This window comes from Paraflavitalea sp. CAU 1676, assembly GCF_029223285.1.
GTDB lineage: Bacteria > Bacteroidota > Bacteroidia > Chitinophagales > Chitinophagaceae > Paraflavitalea.
Genome location: NZ_JARHUJ010000002.1, coordinates 39336 through 61105, shown reverse-complemented (window position 1 = coordinate 61105; position 21770 = coordinate 39336). Strand labels below are relative to the sequence as shown.

Below are 21770 nucleotides of genomic sequence, written 5' to 3'. Positions count from 1 at the left end.
AAATCAGGCATGAAACCACTGAAGGTCAGGCTTAAGACGTCAGTTCCTGCGCCGGTTCCACCGGTTCCTTCTTACGCGGAGCCCGCTCGGCGCCGGCTGGTTTCAGCAGCCGTACGCGGTATGCTACGCTCATGAAGAACCCGATCACCATCAGCACCGTACCCAGCCACACCAGGCGGATAAAGGGGAACTGAAGCACCTTCAGCGCGATGAACGGCACCATCTGCGACGATTCCCTCACCCTGATCTCTATATGCTTGTCATCGACCACCTTGGCCAGGGCCACTGACAATCCCTGCGAATACACCGAATCCATGATGTGTTCGGGCTTGTTGTCGCGGATGAAGAGGATAGGTTGCGCTTTCAGCTTTGTCTGCTCGCGGGTCACCAGGCTCAGGTTGGCCATGATGCCCACATCGCCGGCTTGGGCCTTATAGCGTGCATCTACCGGGTTGGCAGTTACACTATCCAGGCGCATGAAACCATTGGCGTAGAAGATCGTATCCCCCACCTGCATGGTATGCGAACGATACTGTGAGGTATCTTTCTCATCCTGCATTTTGGTGGAGTAATTGATGTATACAAAAATGTCTTTGTTCCAGTAATGGCGGGCATCGGGGTTATTGGAATAACCTTCCTGGCCCTTGGTATTCTTGATGAGGTCGGGATAAAGCGGGAAGTTTTCCTTGCCATCCTTGCGCTCCATATCGATCCTGAAATAGGTCATCTTACCTTTCTGCGTAACAGAATCGCTCGCGTAGGTAGCCCAGTATTTGCCCATATCGGTGCGCACACCCTGGTACAGCGTGAGGTTCTCTACCCCCTTCTCCTTTTGATCGGGACCAAAATTGAGCGGGTTCAGGAAGTTCATCGACAATACTTCTTTCTTGGAAGAGGAGATCAGGATACCCACCATCATCAAACCAAAACCCACGTGTGCTACAGAAGCACCCGCCGCTTTCAGCTTACCGTTGAGTCCGCTCCAGATATAACCGGTATTGGCCACTACAGCATACACACTGGCGAACATCGCCAGGTGAATAGCCGCCAGGAAGCCCAGACCAAATTTGTCGTAGTTGATATCACCCCAGATACTGATCGAAAGAGAGATCGCCAGCGCAATGACAGTGGGGATCAACAACTTCTTATAGAAAGTAGCTTTCGCCGTATTCTTAAACTTCAGGTACTGCGTTACCGCCGTGAGTACACCCAACACCACCGCCACAAAGATCTGGATACGGTTGTACGGGAACTCGCGGTCTTCGCCGATGGTGAAAGCTGTACCGAATATCTTATTGATCACAGGCAGGGAGGTCGCGATCGTAATGAACACCGACGACAGGAACAATACCAGCGCACCGATGAACATCCAGAACTCCCGGCTATAAGAATTTTCTTCTTTGGCAATGTGCGGTATCTTCTTATACCGCGCAATGAACAACCACAGCGAAGGCACCAGGAACACGAACACCAGTGCACGCAGCTGCCAGTTCATGCCGCTGCCGGTAAATGCGTGTACCGAAGTATCCTGCAGGTCGCCACTGCGCGTGAGGTAAGTAGAATACAAAACCAGCAAAAAGGCAGCTATGAAAAAGAAATACGTGGCACGTAAAGAGTGCCCGGTAGAATTGTAAACGATTTGCGTGTGGATGCCTGCCACCAGGATCAGCCAGGGTACCAGCGAAGCATTCTCCACCGGATCCCAGGCCCAATAGCCGCCAAAGCTCAGCGACTCATAAGCCCAGTAAGCGCCCATCATGATACCGAGACCCAGGATGCCGCCCGAGAACAGTGACCAGGGCAGCGCCTGCTTCGTCCAGCCGCCATATTCTTTTTTCCAGAGGCCGGCGATGGCAAAAGCAAAAGGCACAATAGTAGAAGCAAAACCCAGGAACAAAACCGGCGGATGGATCACCATCCAGTAGTTCTGCAGCAATTGGTTGAGGCCTACCCCATCGGTAATATTGCTCAGGTAATCGGCCCTGCTGAAAATGGGTGCATTCGAGAATTGATTACGGGTGAGCATGAAGGGCGTGCTGCCGATCTTCAGGTCAAAAATATAAATACCCAACACCATTGTGGCCAGACAGATCTGCGCGAAGCTGATCACCGCCATCACGGGCGCTTCCCATTTTTTCGACGTGCGGATCAGGATCATACCCAGCACCCCATGCCACAGGGTCCATAGCAGGAAGCTACCCTCCTGCCCTTCCCAGATGCTGCTCAGCAGGTATTTGGCAGAAAGTGTTTTATCGGAGTGATTATAGGCGTAATAATATTCGAAGTAGTGCTGAACGATGATGTACAGGATGATCAGGAAAACCGAGATCACCGACAGGGCTTCGGTAATGAACGCGATACGGCCCAGTTTGCGCCAGCTCACCGCTTCATCGGGATTCTTAGCGTTGGTCGATTTGAAATAGGCGACGAAGGCTATTATCGAAGCCACCAGCGACAATACTACCAGGAAATGGCCCAGCTGACCGGGCAACAGGTGTTCACCAATATAATCCATCAGGGTGCTTAGTTTTGAGAGAGGTTATTGTAGGCTGCCTTAGGGTCGTCTTTATACTTCGACGGACATTTGATCAAAATGCCGTCTTTCCGGTTGATCTCGAAGAGATCGCCTTTCATTTTTCCCTTCAGCACGATCCGATCGCTCTTTTCCATATCGAAAGGTTTCTCGAAATAGTACACGACCCGCGCCTTGTTGCCCAGGGAGTCAACCACATGAAAGCTGGTGAGGTTGGGGTTAACGGCGGGATTGTATTCAATAGGTAAGGTCCTGTCCAGTTGCGTGATCACTGTCACTGTTTTACCCTCCTTCTGCCGGGCAGAGGCAAGGGTTTCGTAGGTGGAAAGATCGCCCATGAAACTGAGCAATACCATGATGCCGGCAGCAATAGCAACGAGAATGACAATGTGGATCTTCTTCATAACCTGGTTCAGTTCCCCGCAAAGTTAGGCCAAAATGCGGTTCGGGTTTATGTGATTTTTATGTGTGTACGGCCTGTATAACCAAGCTGTTTGCATTTTGTTCAGAATTTTATAATTTATTGGAAATCTTCGTAATACCCGCCTCCGGGACACGCTCCGGGCCTCACGCTCCGTAAAGGGCGCCACCGCCCCTCCGGAAGGTGCCCGGCACCTCGTAAAATCTCCCCGGCCAACGCGCAACACGAGAAAGCAATCCCTCACGCGCTATGCCGCGCCATCGGTCCACGCCCGCCCGCCTCATCCAACACTCAACAGGACTCAACCCGCCACGCGCCGCGACTCACCTGCTTCCGACACCCACCCCCTTTTGTAAGGCAACCAACTTTACGCCTGGAGTTCCAGCACAACCACGCTCCACCTCCCTCGCACACACCACGCCGGCATGGACAGCTACGTTAACTAACGGCCGTTCATGCAACTCCCAGAGATAATTTTGCTTCTATTCAATACTGTGCTACCTTGCACGGCGTTTTTAAAGAAGAGACCTCTTCAACAATGACAGACTTATCGCATTTTGATCCCAACGGAGTAAGTAACCCCAATAATAATATATTCGGATTACCCTTCACAGAAGAAGATGCCCGCTTAGTAATTCTTCCTGTGCCCTGGGAAGTTACAGTTAGCTGTAACGCAGGCACAGCCCGGGCTGCCGACCATATCTTTAAAGCAAGTATGCATGTCGACCTGTACGATGCCGACGTAAAAGACGCCTGGAAACAGGGCTTCTACATGCGCGTGCCCGACAAGAAGATACTGTTGAAAAGCGACTACCTCCGCAAGGAAGCAGAGCTATACATCGATTATATATCCAAAGGCGAAGCCGTGGAGAAGAACAACTTCATGTGCAAATCGCTCAAGGAGATCAACGAAGGTGCCGTATACCTCAACAACTGGGTATACGATCAAACCAAGGAACTGCTCGACCAGGGCAAACTGGTAGCCCTCCTCGGTGGCGATCACAGCACAGCCCTTGGCTATTACAAATCCATCGCAGAGAAATACGAATCGTTCGGCATATTGCAGATCGACGCGCATTGCGACTTGCGCCAGGGGTACGAAAGCTTCCGCTACAGCCACGCCAGCATTATGTACAATGCGCTGAAAGAAGTGCCGCAACTCACCAAACTGGTACAGGCCGGCATCCGTGATTACTGCGAAGAAGAGTGGAACTATATCTGCAACAACAAAGACCGTGTTGTTACTTACCTCGATAAAACGATCAAGGAAAGGATCTATGAAGGCGAATCCTGGAAACAGATCGTCGACGAGATCGTAGAGCAATTACCGCAAAACGTATTCCTGAGTTTCGATATCGATGGCCTAGATCCCAAATTGTGCCCCAATACCGGTACGCCCGTACCGGGCGGTTTCGAAGCACAACAAGTATATTATTTATTGAAAAGGATCATCAAGAGCGGCCGTAAGTTCATTGGCTTCGACCTCACCGAAGTGGGTGTGGGAGAAAATGAATGGGACGCCAATGTTGGCGCCCGCGTTTTATGGAAGTTAAGCAATTTACTGGTAGCTTGCAATTAATAAGCGCCCCGCATGGTCTATCAATACGTCGTTAGCCTTAAGAATAAACAAACCAAATACATCGATATCATCGGTCTGTTGCTGGGAGTGATCTCCGTGTTGTTCTTCGCACGGGAAATGATCGTAGTAGTGGGCGAAGTGCCGGTAGCCTACCTGATAGGCTCAATCGCCGTAACCGTAGTGCTGATCTGGAATGTGGTATACTCCTCCAAAGGAAAGAAAGTTTATTACAGCCGCGCCTTGCTCATAGCAGCCCTTGTATGGATGAAGATGCCCTTCTTCCAATGGCTCACTTTCGTATTCATCATCCTGGCACTCCTCGAATACCAGGTAAAATACTCCATAGAAATTGGCTTCTCCGACCAGGAGATCGTCTTCAACTCCCTGTTCAAGAAAAGGTATCAATGGAGCCAGTTCGACAACATCGTCTTGAAGGATGGTTTGCTCACCATGGACTTCCTCAACAACCGCGTCCTCCAGCGCGAAGTGGAAGACGATGAAGAAGATGATGCCGATGAAGATGAGTTCAATGAATACTGCCGCAAGCAGTTGAGCAGGCAGGCCGCCTCCACCTCCTCTTATTAAGCCACCAACCTTAGTTGTGCCAGCTCGGGCGCCGGTATCGTTTCTTCGATATGATGGAAAACTACTTTATCCTCGAATAGCAGGTGTTGGTGCACCAGCTTGATAAATACCTCAAAAAGATAGTCGGACTCTTTATCCTTCAACAGGCGATCGGCGAGTATGCGGATGGTATCGTGCTCTCTGTGTATAAGAGCTGTAAGCTGTTGATTAAAGTGATGTCGCTGGAGAAAAGGTATAAGGGCTGCTTCTTCTGCATCAACATGCCTGCGCAGGTCCTGCTGCCAGAAGTTCAGGACATCCAGTTTCACGGCATCCCTGTTCTTACCCGACATAAAAAGCCCCAGCAGCCGGGTACAGGTATCGCGTTCGTGGGCCAGGTGGCTCAAAAATGGCTGTAGTACGGTATTCCGTTCCATAGTGGTCCCTCCTTTAAAGTACGTACGACAATTATTACTCCACAACCATACGATGTGGAAAACTTTAACAAATCTTGTCCAATTGGCGGAAGCAGTTGTGTGAAAGCCGGATTCAGTGCAACCAGGTTTTTCCAGGCTGGAACGTCAAATAAAAGAAGTCAATTTTCGCATTGCAGTGGAGATCTAAGGCAAGGGGGCATCAATATGAACAGGGTAGAAATGCCCGCAACTGGCGGGTCTATTAAAGTTACGAAGAAGGAAATAGAATACGTAAAGTTATTGGCAGGAAAATAGAAGAGGCTGAGGATCAAACTGCCTGGCTGCCGGCAACTTTTCCTGTTGCCGGCAACACTAGCAGAGAAGAGATTATTTCAACGCCTTGATGATGGCGATAAACTCACTGGCATTGAGGGAGGCGCCGCCTACGAGGCCACCATCCACATCCGGACGACCGAAAATATCAGCCGCATTATTGGCTTTCACGCTGCCGCCATACAGGATGGGCACGGTGTTGGCCAGCACAGGACCATATTGCTTCGCCAATACACCGCGCAGGTGTGCATGCATTTCCTGCGCCTGATCGGAAGTGGCGGTTTTACCGGTACCGATGGCCCAGATGGGTTCGTAAGCGATCACGATCTTCGAGATCACCGCTTCGGATAAATGGAACAGGGATTCTCTCAGTTGCACTTCTACAAAGCTGTTCTGTGTACCCGCTTCGCGGATGCTGAGCGGCTCACCGCAGCAGAAGATGGGCGTGATACCATATTCGAGGCAGAGGTCGAGTTTTTCGGCCAGGGTGCTGTTGCTTTCCTGGAAATATTCGCGACGCTCGCTATGACCCAGTACACAATATTTGATACCTATGGAGTGAAGCATTTCGGCAGAAACTTCGCCGGTATACGCCCCTGATTTCTTATTGTAACAATTTTGTGCTGCTATGAAGTAGTTCTTTTCATCGGCCACTTCGCTGTTCGCCATAATGAGGTAAGGGAACGGAACGGCAAATACCACCTGCTGGTGGTCGGCCAGGGCAATTTGGGCGCCGAGAATATTGTCAAGTAACTCTTCCCCCTGCTGATAAGTGCAGTTCATCTTCCAGTTAGCAGCGGCAATTTGTTTACGCATGAGTTGGTTGGTTTTTTTATGATTGCTCAAAAATATGTTTCAATTGCTTTGTTTCCTCGTCTGTGAGTTGTCGATTTTTTAATTTCTTCCAGTTCCTGATGTCGGACAGGGCTTTGTCGAATTCATACCGCGACAAAGCTTTGCTGCCCCAGGTAAAACTGGGAATGAATTTAGGCGTAAGTCCTTCCCCGAAAATATTGGCGCAAACACCGGTTACCGTACCGGTGTTGAAGGAGGTATTGATGGCCGCGCGGGAATAGTCGCCCATGAGCAAACCGCATTTCATACCGGCCCGTATATAATCTTTGGAGGGATTGTGCCACACTTTTACATCGGTGGCGTTGTTCTTCAGGTTGGAGTTGGACGTACCGGCCCCCAGGTTGCACCACTCTCCGATCACGGCATCGCCGAGATAACCATCGTGGGCCTTGTTGGAATAACCAAAGAATACGCTGTTCTTGATCTCGCCGCCCACCGTACAATAAGGGCCGATGGTAGTGGCGCCATAGATCTTACTGCCCATTTTCACCACCGCACCTTCGCCCAGCGAAAACGGTCCGCGGATAAAACTGCCTTCCATGATCTCCGCCTGTTTGCCGATATAGATGGGCCCGGTGGACGCATTCAGCATGCAGTGGCTGATGCGCGCTCCTTCTTCAATAAATATGTCCTGGGCATTGATCACCTGCACGCTCTCCGGAATTACCTGCGACACACGGTCTTTGGTAACGAGTTTGAAGTCTTCGCGCAAAGCCCAATCGTTCCATTGAAATATATGCCAGGGATACTGGAGTATTTTGATAGCGTCCCAGTCGGGATCTTTCTTGAGGGTATGACCTTCCTGTTGCAGAGAATGGATAAATGCAGCCGAGGGGATGATGTTGGACGCAAACAGGGCTGCATCGGGCGATACTACCTGGCTGCCATCTTCTACCACCTGAACCTGCTGACCCAGCAGCGCCTCCCATTTTTCGCGAATGGTGAGGATACCGATCCGGATATCGGCGGCCGAACGTATCTCCGTGAAGGGGAACAAATGCTCGCGTACTTCTTTATCGTTGAGGAATACCATGGCTTGAGTTTACCTTGTTTACAGACTAAGTTTCAAATGTAATACATCCTGTTATGCAATCCTGATTCCAGGCTGGTGAATCAGGAACACCTATACAAGCGATCAATCAACACGGTATGCAAGCAACGTTATTCCGGAGGAGCAGATTATTGGATATTCATGAAAAATGAGGCAGGCCTATAAAAAAGAATCCCTCTCCTAAGAATAGGAAAGGGAAAGTATAGCCATGAAAAACAAAAAATGTTATGCTGAAGTTAAGCTTATTTCTTCTTTTCGTAACGTTTTTTGAACTTATCAATTCTACCGGCTGTATCTACCAACACATTCTGACCTGTGTAAAAGGGGTGAGATGTGCTGGAAATTTCTAATTTGATCAGCGGATACTCATTGCCATCTTCAAACTTAATAGTTTCTTTAGTTGGCGAAGTAGAACGGCTCAAAAAACTAGTACCATTACTCATGTCCTTGAAAACAACGAACCGATAACCCTCGGGATGGATGCCTTTTTTCATAACTCTCTGATTTAAAGGTTGTACGGATTTTGCCGTACAATGTTTAATTATTTACAAAGCCGCAAAATTACTTCCCGACTGTCTTACCGCCAAATTAAATTTATTTCAATTGCCAGCCAATTTAAGTTCAACAAAATTGTCGTTGCAACACTGTTTATTGACTAAAGTCAAGCAACTGGAAAAATTCAATCGTTTGCGTTGTCTCAACTACTATATAGATGGAAGATAATTCATTACGGTTGCAGGCCAAATAGTTAAAGAATATAAAATAGAAAAAATGACGAAAGGCGCAAAAACGCACCCTAAGCGGCCAGATTAATGATGGCCAAACACTGTTTAAGGTTGGGCAGTAACCGGGAAGGGTACGCCCCCTGCCCCGCCGCCATCAAATTTTCTGCTTGCCGGCTCTCCTATACCCCGTTCTTTCAAATTGGAGTCTGCTTGCCGGCTCTCTTGCACCCCAATCTTTCAAATTGGAGACTGCTTGCCGGCGTTCCGCATCATTTTCACCATTCCTATGACCAGGCCTGCCAAAAGCCGTGTTTTACTCTAGTGATATTGCCTGCGAATGGCACTGAGCTATACTGGAAACCGCACTGGAGTCCCCTGAACAGTGCAACCCCCACTATTTACGAGTGGAAAAATGGTAGGATACTTGGTACAGTATCAGGGAGTTACACGCCTATTTAGCTAAAGGTCGAAAAAAGCCAGTGCCATTCTTACCGGCTGAACCCTCTTCAATAGACTCACAATCAGCCTGTTAAGGACCGGACAAGTACCAAAAAAAATAGCCCGGCATTAGCCAGGCATCCAAAAGAAAAAAGCACCGGGTTAATATTCTATACTTGCTTTCGCTTGTATAACTTACTAATCCAATGCTTTCTAAAACTCGCTCTTAAGACTGTTTATGGTATTTCGAGCGACTTTCTACATCTAAGATACTTTAGATACTATACTGATTCCAAATATTAAGGGCTTTGGATATGCACCAGTTGTGCACCAGGTTATGCACATTTGCGCGGCACACGGATCGCCCAAATCAAGGCCCGGCGGCTGTTTAAGGGTTCAACAGCAAGTTTACCTTTTGTCGCCCCGCGGCCTTTTTTAAGCCCCGGCAGCGCATTTGGCTATAGTTGCCCCAACGCTCCCTTAGAACGCCCCAAAGGGCACTCCCCTGCCCGCTGGGAAGATGTTTTGACCATACCCGCCAGAGAAACATTCCGGCAAGCGCCCGCCACTTAGCTACGCATGTTCTCATACTGTAGCGCCAGGCCCAGCTCCGCCCCCCGGCACAATGCGATCACTTCCTGCAGGTCGTCGATCTTTTTGCCGGTTACGCGAACGGTATCGTCCATGATCTGCACCTGCACCTTGAGGCCCGAATCTTTGATCAGCTTTACGACCTTTTTGGCATCTTCCTGCTTCAACCCGTTGCGCACACTCACTTCCTGCTTGATCAGTTTGCCGCTGGGATAAGACTCCTTCGACGTATCGAAGGCCTGCGGGGCAATACCCTGCTTGTGAGCCCGGTTGATCAACACATCCACGAGCTGGCGCATTTTCATGTCGTCTTCCGTTTCGAGGTTGATCTTGAACTCCTTCTTGTCCAGATTGATCACCACATGCGTGCCTTTGAAGTCATAGCGGTTGGTGATCTCCTTGTTGGTTACGTTTACGGCATTGTCCAATGCCTGAGCGTCTACTTTACTAACGATATCGAATGAGGGCATAGCAACATTTTGCGCAAAGCTATAAAATGTATGCAAATCATAATATCCTATTTTGCGGACACAAATCCCTTCCTTCCGATGAGCACTTTTGTAATGGGCGATCTTCATGGAGCTTACAAGGCGATGGTACAATGCCTGCACCGGTCCGGCTTCGACCGGCAGCACGACACCCTGATCCAACTGGGCGACGTTACCGATGGCTTCGATGAAGTGTATGCCTGCGTGGATGAACTGCTCAGTATCCCAAACCTGATTGCCCTGCGGGGCAACCACGACGACTGGTTCCTTGAATTCATCCAAACCGGTCGCCACCCCTATCATTTTGCACAAGGCGGTGAAGGCACGTTGCGCTCCTATCTCCACGCAGCCGGCCGCGCCGATGGTCTGCCACTATATGGCCAGCCCAGTCCTTTGTTGTTGCAACCAGCCGAAATACCGCTGGCGCACCGCGACTTCTTCCAGTCACAAAGGCTGTTCTACATCGACGACCTCAACAACTGCTTTGTGCATGCAGGGTTCAACCGGCGCAAACCCATCGAACAGCAGATCAATAAAGACCTCTTCTGGGATCGCAAGCTATGGCTCGAAGCCTTATCGTGGGAGGCGGGCAACAAAGGCAAAGAGAAGAAAACGAAATTTCGCATGGCCACGCCGTTCAACGAAGTGTTTATTGGCCACACCAGGACAATTGTATGGGATACCGATCAACCCATGAAAGCAGCCAATGTAAACAACATCGATACAGGTGGCGGAGGTGGAGGAAGAGTAACCATCATGAACGTCGCTACTAAAGAATACTGGCAATCGGATCCGGTGAGTGAACTGTATGAATTTTCTTACCGATAAATTGTACAGCGACTGCCTGCGTATTCAACACACACTACTTCAACACTCCAACCAATTCCCTTAATGGTAGCCTATTCCCTTTACGGTCATTCATTCTCTTAGCGGTAATCAATTCCCTTTGCGGTAGCAGTTTCCATTGGCGGGAATACTGAAGACTTCTTTGAAGGTATACAATGAAAAAGGCCCCATAGACATGGGGCCCGTTAACCAAAACTAACTGCTTATGAGAAAAAATTTATAATGAGTTTATCTAAGATCTGCTTTACTGTTATACTCTCTGTCGCTGCATCAATCCAACAATCTATAAACGGCCACCTTGGTCATTTTATTTTACATGTACGAAATTCCACAGCCTACCAGGTACATGATCGCTATTGCTATGAGTATAATTTTTTTCATCGTTGGCTACCTTATATAAGACCATTTTAAAAAGAAAAGGTTGTGCCGCGTCCTGTTAAAATTTTCCAAAAGCCCCGCCAGATCATTAAAACACGATTAAACGGCTTCTCCTCCACGTAACATTTCATTAACTGTTTTAATCGCATTTTCATCTGCCTGCTCACTGTATCCGATGGCCATTTTGGTATCAATATTTTTTTTCAGCAACGATCAAAATTTCTACCTCATGGCCACCGGTTACCCTACATCCGCTTAATCATTTTGTTTTTCTGGCTACTTACTTTTGTCAGACTGAACACTGTTTCCCATTTGACGAAAACTTATTCATTTTGGGAAACACATTTTTTATAGTACAAACCGCATACCAGCCAAAACTACCAGAAAGTGGTATGCCTGATTATTGCATCAAAGGCTGGTATTTTTACATCAGATTTTTCAACCGGTTGCAGCACCCCACCCGCAAAAAACTGCATGCTCATCTCCGGGGGCCGCAGAGAGGCACTATTCGCCTCCACCCTTCACGCGGTTCTGCTCATCACCAGCACCACCTTTCTTACGCTGACCATTGCCATTCTTCAAAGGCTTACCGAAACGATACGTAAAGGTTACATTCACTACCCTCGAATCGCGCCAGTTCTTGAAGCGGGCTTCGGTGCTTTGGAAATTGATATCGCCACGGGGCTGCTGGGTATAGAAGATATCACGCACATTCAACTTCACGGTACCCTTGGTCTTTAACACTTGTTTGGCAACACCGGCCGACATCTGACCAAAAGCTTCCAGGATGATCTGTCCTTCGGGACCTTTCGAACGGTACCAGCCACTCAACTCTGCACTCCAGCCCTTGTTGAACTTGAACTGGTTGTTCATGTTCAACATCAGGTTGCCGGCTTCGATGCTCAGCTTCTCACCATTCAACACACCGCTGTACTTGGTATAGTTGTAGTTGCTGTAGAGGCTGGTGGTAAACCATTTGGTGATAGGCATATTGAAACTCACCGCAATGCCTGCATTCTCCCGGCGGCCAATATTACCCTGGCGCACGATAGTAGCATATCCCTTATCGCCATTGGCCAGTTCTTCCTGACTGAACACTTCGTTGAACAGGTCTTTGGTAATGCTATAGTTCAGCGTAGTGGTCAGGAAGCCTTTGAATATATGCGACAACTCGAAGTTGTTGGAGTACTGAGGCCTCAGGAAGGGGTTACCCGATCCATAAGTAAACTTGTCGATGAAGAACATAAAAGGGTTAAGGTCTTCATACGAAGGGCGATCGATGCGACGGCCATATGACAAGCCAAACTGATTGGTCTTGCTGGCATTGTAGCTGATGTAGACCGTAGGGAACAAACTGTTGTAAGAACGATCAAAGGCCGAATCCTTGCGGGTAGGATTACCGTACTGGATACCATCCAGGTTGGTGTTCTCAAACCGCAGACCAGCCTGCACACCCCATTTTTTATCGAGTTGCTTGTTGAGGCTTACATAAGCCGCATTGATGTTCTCTTTATAATCGAAGAAGTTGGTCTTCGTGTAATCTGCCTGCCATTGACCACCGCGGAAATCGAAGTAGTTGGCTTTGTTTTCGGTATTCACGTAGCTCGACTTGATACCCATTTCGAGTTTGGCATTGCCTTTCAAAGGATGCGTATAATCGACCTTGGCCGAGTAGATATTGATCGACAGGGGTAGGTCGCCTTTCAGCAATTCATCATAACGCTTTACCCATTTAGGATCAAAAGTGGTATTGATAAAGTTCTGTTCGTTGGTAGCGTCGTAGCGGATATAGTCCACATCGGCAGTGAGCTCACGACCGGTTGAATCGAACTGATGGCGCAGGTTCAGGTTCACACTCGCATTCTTCCATACTTCTTTGATGTAGGAATCGGCTGTGATGATCGAGTCTACCGCCATTTGAGGATTCTTGAGGTAGCTGGTATTGTCACCGTCGTTGGTTTGTGGATTGTAAGAACCACTGAGCACAAAGCCGATGGTGGTCTTATTGGTGAGGTAATAATCCATACCCAGTTTCAGGTTGTTGTTGCGGTTAAGGCGCTTCATGAAAGCAACCTGCTCGAAGATGGCGTTGGTGGTCTTGTCTTCGTTCTTGTACCGGCGGTAAATATCCAGCTGCTGGAAGTTCTCGTTGTAGCCAAAGCTATAGCTGCTGAAAAGGTTCATCTTACCATCTCGGTAGTTAAGGCTGATGCTTTCGTTGGTCTTGAAATAAACACCCTGACCAATGCCCACCGTAGCATTACCATTGAACCCTTTGATCTTATTCTTCTTGGTTTTGATGTTGATGATGCCCGAGTTACCGGCGGCATCGTATTTGGCAGGAGGGTTGGTCATGATCTCGATCTGGTCGAGCTGAGAAGCCTGCATACCTTTCAACAGGTTGGCGAGCTCGGGACCGGTAAGGTAAGAGGGGCGGCCATCCATCATCACGATCACGCCCTGTTTTCCTTTGAGGCTGATGTTACCATCTTTATCGACCTGAACGCCGGGGGCTTTTTCCAGCACTTCGAGGGCATTGGCGCCCACATTGGTTACGGAAGCTTCAACATTCACCACCGTACGGTCGATCTTTTGCTCGATCATCGGCCTGCTGGCGGTAACGGTAACCGTCTTCATTTCTTTAGAGGTGCCGGTAAGAGCGATCTGGCCGGCATCCACTGCCAGGCCGTTCATTTCAAAAGCGGGGGTATATTTCTTCTCGTGGCCTACGGCAGATACGAGAAGGAGGTATTTACCATTAGGTACATTCTCAAACTCGAATTTGCCTTCCTTGTCGGAAACGGACATTTTCACAACGGCAGAATCTTTGGCTTTCAGCAGGGTTACGGTAGCGGCCTGGAGAGAGGCTTTATCGGCCCCTCCTACTTTACCACCCACTTTGCCGGCCTGTTGCTGGGCAAATGCGGATAGATTTAAAGCAGTCAGGATAATGGACACTACGACTAGTTTTGTTCTCATGGCTATACTCTTTATTTAGTTGAATACTTTGTCTTGATTATTACAGTCCAAAAGTAGGTACTATGTGTTACATAGTACATTACCAAGTGGTAGATGGCTGATAATACTGATGTCCGGTAAATAACGGGGAACGATAATAGGACGCACAACTTTGGAGAAGGTTACAGGGAGACTGTCGCTTGGGATGAATGGCTAAAAACTACGGCCGAACGGCCAAAATACCTATAAACGGTCAAAACAAGCTGCCAGGAGCTTCAGAAACGCCTGGTGCTGAACCTGGTAGGATTGGTTGAAACTATACTCGCCCGGCGGCCGCCAAACAAAAAGGACCGGTAACCGGTCCTTTTTATAAATATCAATCAGATAATATTAAATCTTGAAAATCAAACTAAGGCAATTCGCAAGCACTTAAATAGCCTGGGGCGCCGCAGTTGGTTTTCTGCGCGAGAGGTAAAAATAGAGTGCCACACCAATGATCACCAGTCCGGAAGAGATCAACTCGGCCTGGGTGGGATGGAAACCACTGATGCTATAAGTGGTGTTGACCCGTATCTTTTCTATAAAGAACCTTTCCAATCCGTTCACAATCAGGTAAACAGCAAACATGGTTCCGGGTATTTTGAGCTTTGATCTCAATGACCACAGTAATATAAATAACAGGAAACCCATGACCGACTCATAGAACGGTGTCGGGAAAACCGGTATCGGCAATTGGTTGCAGTATTGCTGGTCAACGCAGCCCGGAATGGGTACGCCTTCATTGATCACGTTGTGCGGGTATTGGTAAGCCACCATCCAATCGGGTAGCCAGGAGGGCGCTTTTACCGATTTGTGGTGCACCTGGTCAAGCGACTCCACCTGGAAGGTCTTTAAATAGAAACGGCTGTTGGCCTGCAGGGCTCCCTTGAACACGGTTGAGTCCACCTGCTGCACTTTCGAATCAACCGTAGTTACATAGGCACTGTTGAGGATACCCCAGTCGCCATCGCCGGCCACCTGGCAGCCAATGCGGCCAATGGCATAAGCGATCATGAGGCCGGGGGCCACCGCATCGCAAAGGTGCTTGAAACCAATATTGTGCTTACGGGCATAGAAGAAGATCGCCACCGCAGCGCAGATCAACCCGCCATAGAAAGTTAAACCACTAAATGAAAGAAGGGCTTCTATCGGACTGGCCCAGAACTCGTTCCAGTTTTCGAGGTTATGGAAAACTTTGGCGCCCAGAAAGCCAAACAGGGCTGCATAGATCACCAGGTCGCCTACCCTGTCGTGCGGCCAGATGCGCACGCTACGCTCTTCGGGCTTGTCGAGCTTTAACTTATTCTTCTCCCACCATTTAATAAAAGCAAATAGCAACCCGAGCACAAATCCCACTGGCAGGTTACCGGCCGTGCTGAATATGAAAGCCTGGGGATCGGCGGCAGCAGGATCCTTCGACAGGAACAGGCCAACAATCTTATATCCCAGGATAAAGCCCAGTATGAAGTTGAGCAAGATCTCGCCTATAGTAGCCGGTTTACCCACTACGATCTTTACATCGGTGCCGGTGAGCAGGCCTGCCCGCTCTTTCCTTTTCAGCTCACGGGTAAGCACCCAGGCCGCTGCGAGGAACGAGAGCGCCACAAAAAAGCCGAATGAATTTACAAAGCGCAATCCCGAAGCCTCAACACCAAACAGATCACGGAAAGCATAATATAAATTGGGATACATGTATAAGCGTAGTTGAATTTAATGAGAACGGTTATAGGTTTTGAATGTGCAATGATAAGTAAAAGCTGGCAGCAATAAAAAACCCTCCCAGGAATGGGAAGGTTTATCACTATGAACAAAGCTGAATTTAATCAGCATAATTCCTTAACAGTACTGATCGAAAGCGCCGATCAGGTTGTGCGCGATCATTTGCGCAGGACGTCCTTCGATCTGGTGGCGCTCGATGAAGTGCACCAGTTGGCCATCTTTGAAAAGCGCGATGGCAGGTGATGATGGAGGGTAAGGCAACAGGTGCTCGCGCAATTTCCTGATCGCATCCAGATCAAAACCAGCAAAGCTGGTAGTCAGGTGATCGGGCTTTTTGCTTGCATTGGCTACCGCCATCAATACACCAGGACGGGCCGATCCGGCCGAACATCCACATACCGAATTGATCATTACAAGGGTAGTTCCCGTTTGACCGATCTGACTGTCAACGTCTGAAGGCGTCAGTAATTCCGTAAAACCATAGTCTGTCAGCTCCTCTTTCATGGGCTGCACTATTTCAGCTGGATACATAATTATTTAATGTTTTTAAGTTCAATTGTTAGAACGCAAATCTACGCAAAAAGTTGAAGTCAGCTTTTCGAAATAGACCAACCAGCCACTCTGTCATATCAATAGCACCAAAACAGGTCATTTTGTCCTATCACCTCTCCGGTTTCTTCCATTTTGGCGGTAAAAAAGCTGTTTTCTGGCACTGGTATACCGTTTGACTATACAGCTGTACAAATCATTCAAAACAATAAAAAGTTATAAGCTATGACACTCGTAAAATTCAACAACCGTCCCGCTAACCGCGTATTCAATTCAGTATTTGACGATCTGTTCAATCAGATCCCTGCTACCTGGAAAGACAGTGCCCTGCACAATCCTCCGGTAAATATCCATGAAACGCCCGACGCGTACCATGTAGAACTGAGTGCTGCCGGTTTAAGTAAAGAAGATTTCCAGGTAAAAGTGGAAGAAGGTTTACTCACCATCAGCTTCGAAAAGAAAGAAGAAACGAAGAATGAAGAGTACAAAACAGTTCGCAGGGAATTTGTACAACGCAGCTTTAAAAGAAGCTTCAGCGTTGATGAGAACATCGATGTAGAAAATATCCAGGCTAAGTACGATCAGGGTGTGTTGAAACTGCACCTGCCCAAGAAAGAACAGCCTAAGGCAAGTGTTAAACAAATTAACATTCAGTAAGTAAATACTTTAAATATTTCTTAAAACTCTTTTCATAAGCAGTTGGTTTTGGTTATAGTCCCATCCAGATTTCCATTTGGATGGGTTTTTTATTGTTTTGTTGTTTAACTTCGGCCACGATTCTAAAACATGATAAGTCCAAATCCCTTCGTAAAAAAAACGATGGTGCTGATCGTTTGGCTGATTGCACCAATCGCCTGGTTAGCAGCACAAGATCGACAGACCGACACTATTCCAACAAAAACGATGGATACAGTGGGGACCTCCCCTGTCCATATCGATTCGATGGAAACGATACTGCGTATCAAGAACCTCAATCCTTATTTCACGCTGCACGTAGACTCCACGCTCATTTACCGCCTGGAGATCAACAAAGATGAATCCAAGTATTACTGGTACCTGCGCAATTCGCCCGTCGGCCTCCGCATCAACAAAGACAATGGTACGCTGACCTTCAAAGCAGAAAAATCCTATTTCTTAAGTGGTAAACTGCGGTACGATAATGAGTACCGGGTCAATATCGGCGTACAAAGCCTCGATAACCCGGCCGAAAGGATCGACACCTCCTTTGCCATCGTATTTTACAATACGGAGATCGTACCGGCCAAAATGAAACCTTCGGTCAACTCGACGGTGACCATCGAGGAAGGAGACACCCTGGCCTTTAAAGTACAATGCGAATTCGGTAGCTTTCCCATCGACAATATTACCTTCCTGGCCAACCTGCCCATGAAGAATTATACCCCGGTTAAAAAGTGCGATGATGAATTCATCTGGTCGCCTCCCTTCGACTTTGTCAAGGAAACCGACCCGGGCAAGGAAAAAGTATTGCTGCTAAGTTTTATCGGCTCCAACCGTTTCATGGTGCGGGATACCGCCGTTGTAAAGGTGATCGTAAAAGACGCCCTCAACTACCCGTTTGCCCTGCAGGAGTTTGCCCAGATCTCCCGCAACATCCGGACCTATGTATTGCAGCTCAAGTACACCTTTGTGCAGTTGGACAAAGGCGTAAAGAAGACGAAGAATGCCCGTACAGGTTTCGATATTACCAGTTCCACCACCGCATTGACAGGAACGATCCTCACATCTTCCACGAGTGTAGGCTCCCAAAAAACCGGTAAGATATTACCGAGTGTGGGCGTATCGCTGGTCCCCATCAAGGAAGCGGTAGCACCCCAAAAAGTATTTGATCAAAACCAGGCCAGCTCGATCCGATCGGCTATCAAGCGTATGGAATATATGTTGCAGGATAACTCCATCGTAGGAGAACGGGATCCCGACATTGCCAAGAAGACCAATAAGCTCAAAGACGAGTTGAAGCAAATACAGGTACAGCTGATCGATATTCCGCTCGAGTTCGACAACACGATGACCGAAAAAGAACTGAACGATTACTTCAATAGCCGGAAAGTGAATAAGAAATACCGGTTGAAGAAATAAAACATACAGCCAGGTGCCTGGCAGGGATCAGGCCCGGTAGTAAGAATTAAGAGGCCGAACAGTCAGCAGTCGATGCTGTTTGTTCGGCCTCTCGCTATTGATGGTCTTTCGTGATGGTCCTTTACTTACACTCGTCTTTGCCTTCGGAGCGCTACCAGGTCCCCGCCCTTCGGCCACGACCTTTTCATGTCGCTTACTTACACTCGTCCTTGCGGCGGGTATCGATGAGGTACTGGATCTTCCATTGCCCGTTTAGCCGCACCAACTGGAAGGAATTCACTCCGCAATGGCTGAATGCCCCATTGAGGTAGAACTTATAAGGAGTCCATACGATCGCCAGCGGACCGTCCACCTTTACCGTTTCGAAAGTGATGCGTTCGTCCGCTGCACCCGGCTGTTGTTTACCCACAAAATCCGCGAAGGCGCTTACCTGCTGGTTGCGCACCACCGTTTTACCTTCTTTATTGCGGGTAATGATGGTTTGCAGGATGGCGCTATCGCTGAAGGCGCCGCTCACCATGGCCGCATTGGCCGACTTCATGCCTTCGAACAACTGATTTACTGTTGCCTTTACTGAATCTTCGGCGCTTTGGGCCTGAGCCAGCTGTGCCATACCGAGGGCAGCAACCAGCCATAACATGCTTCTCTTCATTTTGACTGTATTAAGGACCCTAAATATAAAGGAGATGCGCGGGCCGCACGGGCGGGTATTATACAGGCGGTGCGGAATCCTGTCTGATTCGTACAATTGGAACGACGAAGCGGTGCGGCGATGAGCGCGATGTGCCAGCCCGTGGTGTGGCCCGACTGCCCCCAAAAGGAAGATCCCGCGGCCTCGCCCAATGGGCAAGACCTGCGGGATCTCGTATTATTCGTTACTATAATGATATTAGTAACCCATGCCGCCCATGTCAGGAGCGCCACCACCATGTGCATGGGGCTCTTCTTTCTTAGGCTTGTCGGCAATTACACACTCAGTAGTGAGCAACATACCGGCAATAGAAGCGGCGTTTTCCAGTGCGATGCGGGTAACCTTGGTAGGATCAATTACACCAGCGCGGAAAAGGTTTTCGTACTTCTCAGTGCGGGCATTGAATCCGTAATCGGCTTGTCCTTCTTTCACTTTCTGAACTACGATGCTACCTTCGATACCGCTGTTGAACACGATCTGGCGCAGAGGCTCTTCGATCGCGCGCTTAACAATAGCGATACCTGTTTGCTCGTCTTCATTAACAGCTCCTTTCAGCTTTTCCAGGCTGGCGATAGCGCGGATGTAAGCGATACCACCACCGGGAACGATACCTTCTTCAACGGCAGCGCGGGTAGCGTGCAGGGCGTCGTCAACACGGTCTTTCTTCTCTTTCATTTCCACTTCGGTTGCAGCACCTACGTACAGTACAGCAACACCACCGCTCAACTTAGCGAGACGCTCTTGTAATTTTTCTTTATCGTAATCGGAAGTTGTGGATTCGATCTGAGATTTGATCTGGTTAACGCGGGCAACGATATCATCTTTTTTACCCTTTCCGCCAACAACAGTAGTGTTGTCTTTGTCGATGGTAACTGAAGCTGCTGTACCGAGGTAGCTGAGGTCAGCCTTTTCCAGAGTGTAACCTTGCTCTTCGCTGATCACGATACCTTTGGTAAGAACCGCGATATCCTGGAGCATTTCTTTACGACGATCGCCGAAACCAGGAGCCTTAACAGCTGCTACTTTCAGGGTACCGCGGAGCTTGTTCACTACGAGGGTAGCGAGTGCTTCGCCTTCCAGGTCTTCGGCGATGATCAGCAACGGACGACCGCTTTGAGCAACTTTCTCGAGGATGTGGAGGATATCCTTCATAGCGCTGATCTTCTTGTCGTAGATCAGGATATAAGGAGTTTGCAGTTCAGCTTCCATTTTTTCGCTGTTGGTAACGAAATATGGAGAGATGTAACCGCGGTCGAATTGCATACCTTCTACCACGTCAACGTTGGTATCGGTACCTTTCGCTTCTTCTACAGTGATAACACCTTCTTTACCTACTTTACCGAACGCTTCAGCGATCAGCTTACCGATTGTTTCGTCGTTATTGGCAGAGATAGAAGCTACCTGCTGGATCTTCTTGCTGTCGATACCAACAGACTGGGATTGGCTCTTCAGGTTTTCAACTACAGCTGCAACAGCTTTGTCGATACCGCGCTTCAGGTCCATTGGGTTGGCACCTGCTGCTACGTTTTTCAAACCTTCGGCGATGATTGCCTGTGCGAGTACGGTAGCGGTTGTAGTTCCATCACCTGCAATGTCAGCAGTTTTGGAAGCTACTTCTTTCACCATCTGAGCACCCATGTTCTCGATGGGGTCTTCCAGTTCAATTTCTTTTGCTACAGTAACACCGTCTTTAGTGATAGCAGGTGCACCGAATTTCTTTTCGAGAACCACATTACGGCCTTTGGGACCTAAGGTCACTTTTACCGCATTTGCCAGGGTATCAACCCCTCTCTTCATTTTATTACGCGCTTCGATATCGAAGAACAGTTGTTTTGCCATATTATATTCAATTTGAGAATTAATGAATGGTGGAAATTAATCGGGAATGAATTAAACGATTGCTAAGATGTCGCTCTCTCTCATGATCAGGAGGTCATCGCCTTCGATCTGGATCTCAGTTCCGGAATATTTACCATAGAGAACGGTATCACCTACTTTTACTGTTACAGGCTCATCTTTCTTACCAGGACCAGCTGCAACCACGGTACCACGCTGGGGCTTTTCTTTGGCAGTGTCAGGAATGATGATACCACCGGCAGTTTTCTCTTCCGCTTTAGCGGGTTTCACAATTACCCGGTCGTGCAAGGGGGTAACATTAAGCTTCTTAGCCATAGTTTATCAGTTTTTTGATTTTGGTGAAAAAGTTTATAATTGAGATTTAGGCTCCCTCATGGCCGGAGCGTGCCCCCGTCCAAAGGTCCGCAAAGGTAAACATAATCTATACCAAACCGGATTTACAGGTCATTTTTTCAGCTTGTGGAGGAAAGGCTGACAGGGCTTTGCGTACCCGGTGACATATTTCACACACCACTAATGCCAATTTAGCAGCCCGCCGGCCAAACGATGTTCCACCAGCTTTTTAACCGGTTGATGCTGAACCGTCCATTAAACCGGTTTTACCCCGCCTGGGCGGCGGTTTGCCCGTAAACCGACTGCTGA

18 protein-coding genes are annotated in these 21770 nt (G+C 48.4%); 5 read left to right on the top strand and 13 right to left on the bottom strand.

Annotated features, from left to right (window positions below; genetic code table 11):
* Positions 1-31: 31 nt before the first annotated feature.
* Both ccsA and P2H89_RS05010 read right to left on the bottom strand, forming a co-directional pair.
* Complete coding sequence (ccsA, locus tag P2H89_RS05015; RefSeq protein WP_275825445.1) at positions 32-2515, bottom strand: cytochrome c biogenesis protein CcsA; 2484 nt, start codon at positions 2513-2515, stop codon at positions 32-34.
* Positions 2516-2523: 8 nt separating this feature from the next.
* Complete coding sequence (locus tag P2H89_RS05010) at positions 2524-2937, bottom strand: cytochrome c maturation protein CcmE (protein ID WP_275825444.1); 414 nt, start codon at positions 2935-2937, stop codon at positions 2524-2526.
* A 555-nt stretch (positions 2938-3492) separates the two neighbouring features.
* Here P2H89_RS05010 and P2H89_RS05005 point away from each other — a divergent pair.
* Positions 3493-4533: an agmatinase family protein gene (locus tag P2H89_RS05005; protein ID WP_275825443.1), complete on the top strand. Its 1041-nt coding sequence runs from the start codon at positions 3493-3495 to the stop codon at positions 4531-4533.
* 12 nt (positions 4534-4545) lie between these two features.
* Positions 4546-5118 carry a hypothetical protein gene (locus tag P2H89_RS05000; protein WP_275825442.1) on the top strand — a complete coding sequence of 191 codons (573 nt, stop codon included), beginning with the start codon at positions 4546-4548 and terminating at the stop codon, positions 5116-5118.
* On the opposite strand, the gene P2H89_RS04995 is transcribed toward P2H89_RS05000, so the two are convergent.
* The 5 genes from P2H89_RS04995 to P2H89_RS04975 all read right to left on the bottom strand — a co-directional run bounded on the left by P2H89_RS04995 (position 5115) and on the right by P2H89_RS04975 (position 9976).
* Positions 5115-5534 carry a hemerythrin domain-containing protein gene (locus P2H89_RS04995; protein WP_275825441.1) on the bottom strand — a complete coding sequence of 140 codons (420 nt, stop codon included), beginning with the start codon at positions 5532-5534 and terminating at the stop codon, positions 5115-5117. The two genes, P2H89_RS05000 and P2H89_RS04995, sit on opposite strands and share 4 nt — an antisense overlap.
* Before the next feature lie 366 nt (positions 5535-5900).
* Positions 5901-6662 carry a triose-phosphate isomerase gene (gene tpiA, locus P2H89_RS04990; RefSeq protein WP_275825440.1) on the bottom strand — a complete coding sequence of 254 codons (762 nt, stop codon included), beginning with the start codon at positions 6660-6662 and terminating at the stop codon, positions 5901-5903.
* A gap of 16 nt (positions 6663-6678) precedes the next feature.
* A complete protein-coding gene (locus P2H89_RS04985; RefSeq protein ID WP_275825439.1) occupies positions 6679-7734 on the bottom strand; it encodes a putative sugar nucleotidyl transferase in 1056 nt (351 codons plus the stop codon).
* Positions 7735-7994: 260 nt separating this feature from the next.
* Entirely contained in the window at positions 7995-8246 is a 252-nt protein-coding gene (locus tag P2H89_RS04980) for a type B 50S ribosomal protein L31 (RefSeq protein WP_275825438.1), read from the bottom strand.
* 1238 nt (positions 8247-9484) lie between these two features.
* Positions 9485-9976, bottom strand: coding sequence for a YajQ family cyclic di-GMP-binding protein (locus P2H89_RS04975; RefSeq protein ID WP_275825437.1), 492 nt, complete (start codon positions 9974-9976; stop codon positions 9485-9487).
* A 78-nt stretch (positions 9977-10054) separates the two neighbouring features.
* On the opposite strand from P2H89_RS04975, the gene P2H89_RS04970 reads away from it, so the two are divergent.
* Positions 10055-10822, top strand: coding sequence for a metallophosphoesterase (locus P2H89_RS04970; RefSeq protein ID WP_275825436.1), 768 nt, complete (start codon positions 10055-10057; stop codon positions 10820-10822).
* A gap of 900 nt (positions 10823-11722) precedes the next feature.
* Here the strand turns inward: P2H89_RS04970 and P2H89_RS04965 are convergent.
* The 3 genes from P2H89_RS04965 to P2H89_RS04955 all read right to left on the bottom strand — a co-directional run bounded on the left by P2H89_RS04965 (position 11723) and on the right by P2H89_RS04955 (position 16465).
* Complete coding sequence (locus tag P2H89_RS04965; RefSeq protein WP_275825435.1) at positions 11723-14197, bottom strand: outer membrane beta-barrel family protein; 2475 nt, start codon at positions 14195-14197, stop codon at positions 11723-11725.
* Between the two features lie 408 nt (positions 14198-14605).
* Positions 14606-15907: a prolipoprotein diacylglyceryl transferase family protein gene (locus P2H89_RS04960; RefSeq protein WP_275825434.1), complete on the bottom strand. Its 1302-nt coding sequence runs from the start codon at positions 15905-15907 to the stop codon at positions 14606-14608.
* Between the two features lie 144 nt (positions 15908-16051).
* Entirely contained in the window at positions 16052-16465 is a 414-nt protein-coding gene (locus P2H89_RS04955) for a BrxA/BrxB family bacilliredoxin (protein WP_275825433.1), read from the bottom strand.
* A gap of 243 nt (positions 16466-16708) precedes the next feature.
* Here P2H89_RS04955 and P2H89_RS04950 point away from each other — a divergent pair, with 243 nt between their 5' ends.
* Together P2H89_RS04950 and P2H89_RS04945 are read left to right on the top strand one after the other, a co-directional pair.
* Positions 16709-17140, top strand: coding sequence for an Hsp20/alpha crystallin family protein (locus P2H89_RS04950; RefSeq protein WP_275825432.1), 432 nt, complete (start codon positions 16709-16711; stop codon positions 17138-17140).
* A gap of 285 nt (positions 17141-17425) precedes the next feature.
* Positions 17426-18580, top strand: a complete 1155-nt coding sequence (locus P2H89_RS04945) for a hypothetical protein (RefSeq protein ID WP_275825431.1) — start codon at positions 17426-17428, stop codon at positions 18578-18580.
* Positions 18581-18773: 193 nt separating this feature from the next.
* On the opposite strand, the gene P2H89_RS04940 is transcribed toward P2H89_RS04945, so the two are convergent.
* The 3 genes from P2H89_RS04940 to P2H89_RS04930 form a co-directional block, all read right to left on the bottom strand.
* Positions 18774-19232, bottom strand: a complete 459-nt coding sequence (locus P2H89_RS04940) for a nuclear transport factor 2 family protein (protein ID WP_275825430.1) — start codon at positions 19230-19232, stop codon at positions 18774-18776.
* Between the two features lie 237 nt (positions 19233-19469).
* Positions 19470-21110, bottom strand: a complete 1641-nt coding sequence (gene groL / locus P2H89_RS04935) for a chaperonin GroEL (RefSeq protein ID WP_275825429.1) — start codon at positions 21108-21110, stop codon at positions 19470-19472.
* A 51-nt stretch (positions 21111-21161) separates the two neighbouring features.
* Positions 21162-21443 carry a co-chaperone GroES gene (locus P2H89_RS04930; protein ID WP_275825428.1) on the bottom strand — a complete coding sequence of 94 codons (282 nt, stop codon included), beginning with the start codon at positions 21441-21443 and terminating at the stop codon, positions 21162-21164.
* Positions 21444-21770 lie beyond the last annotated feature (327 nt).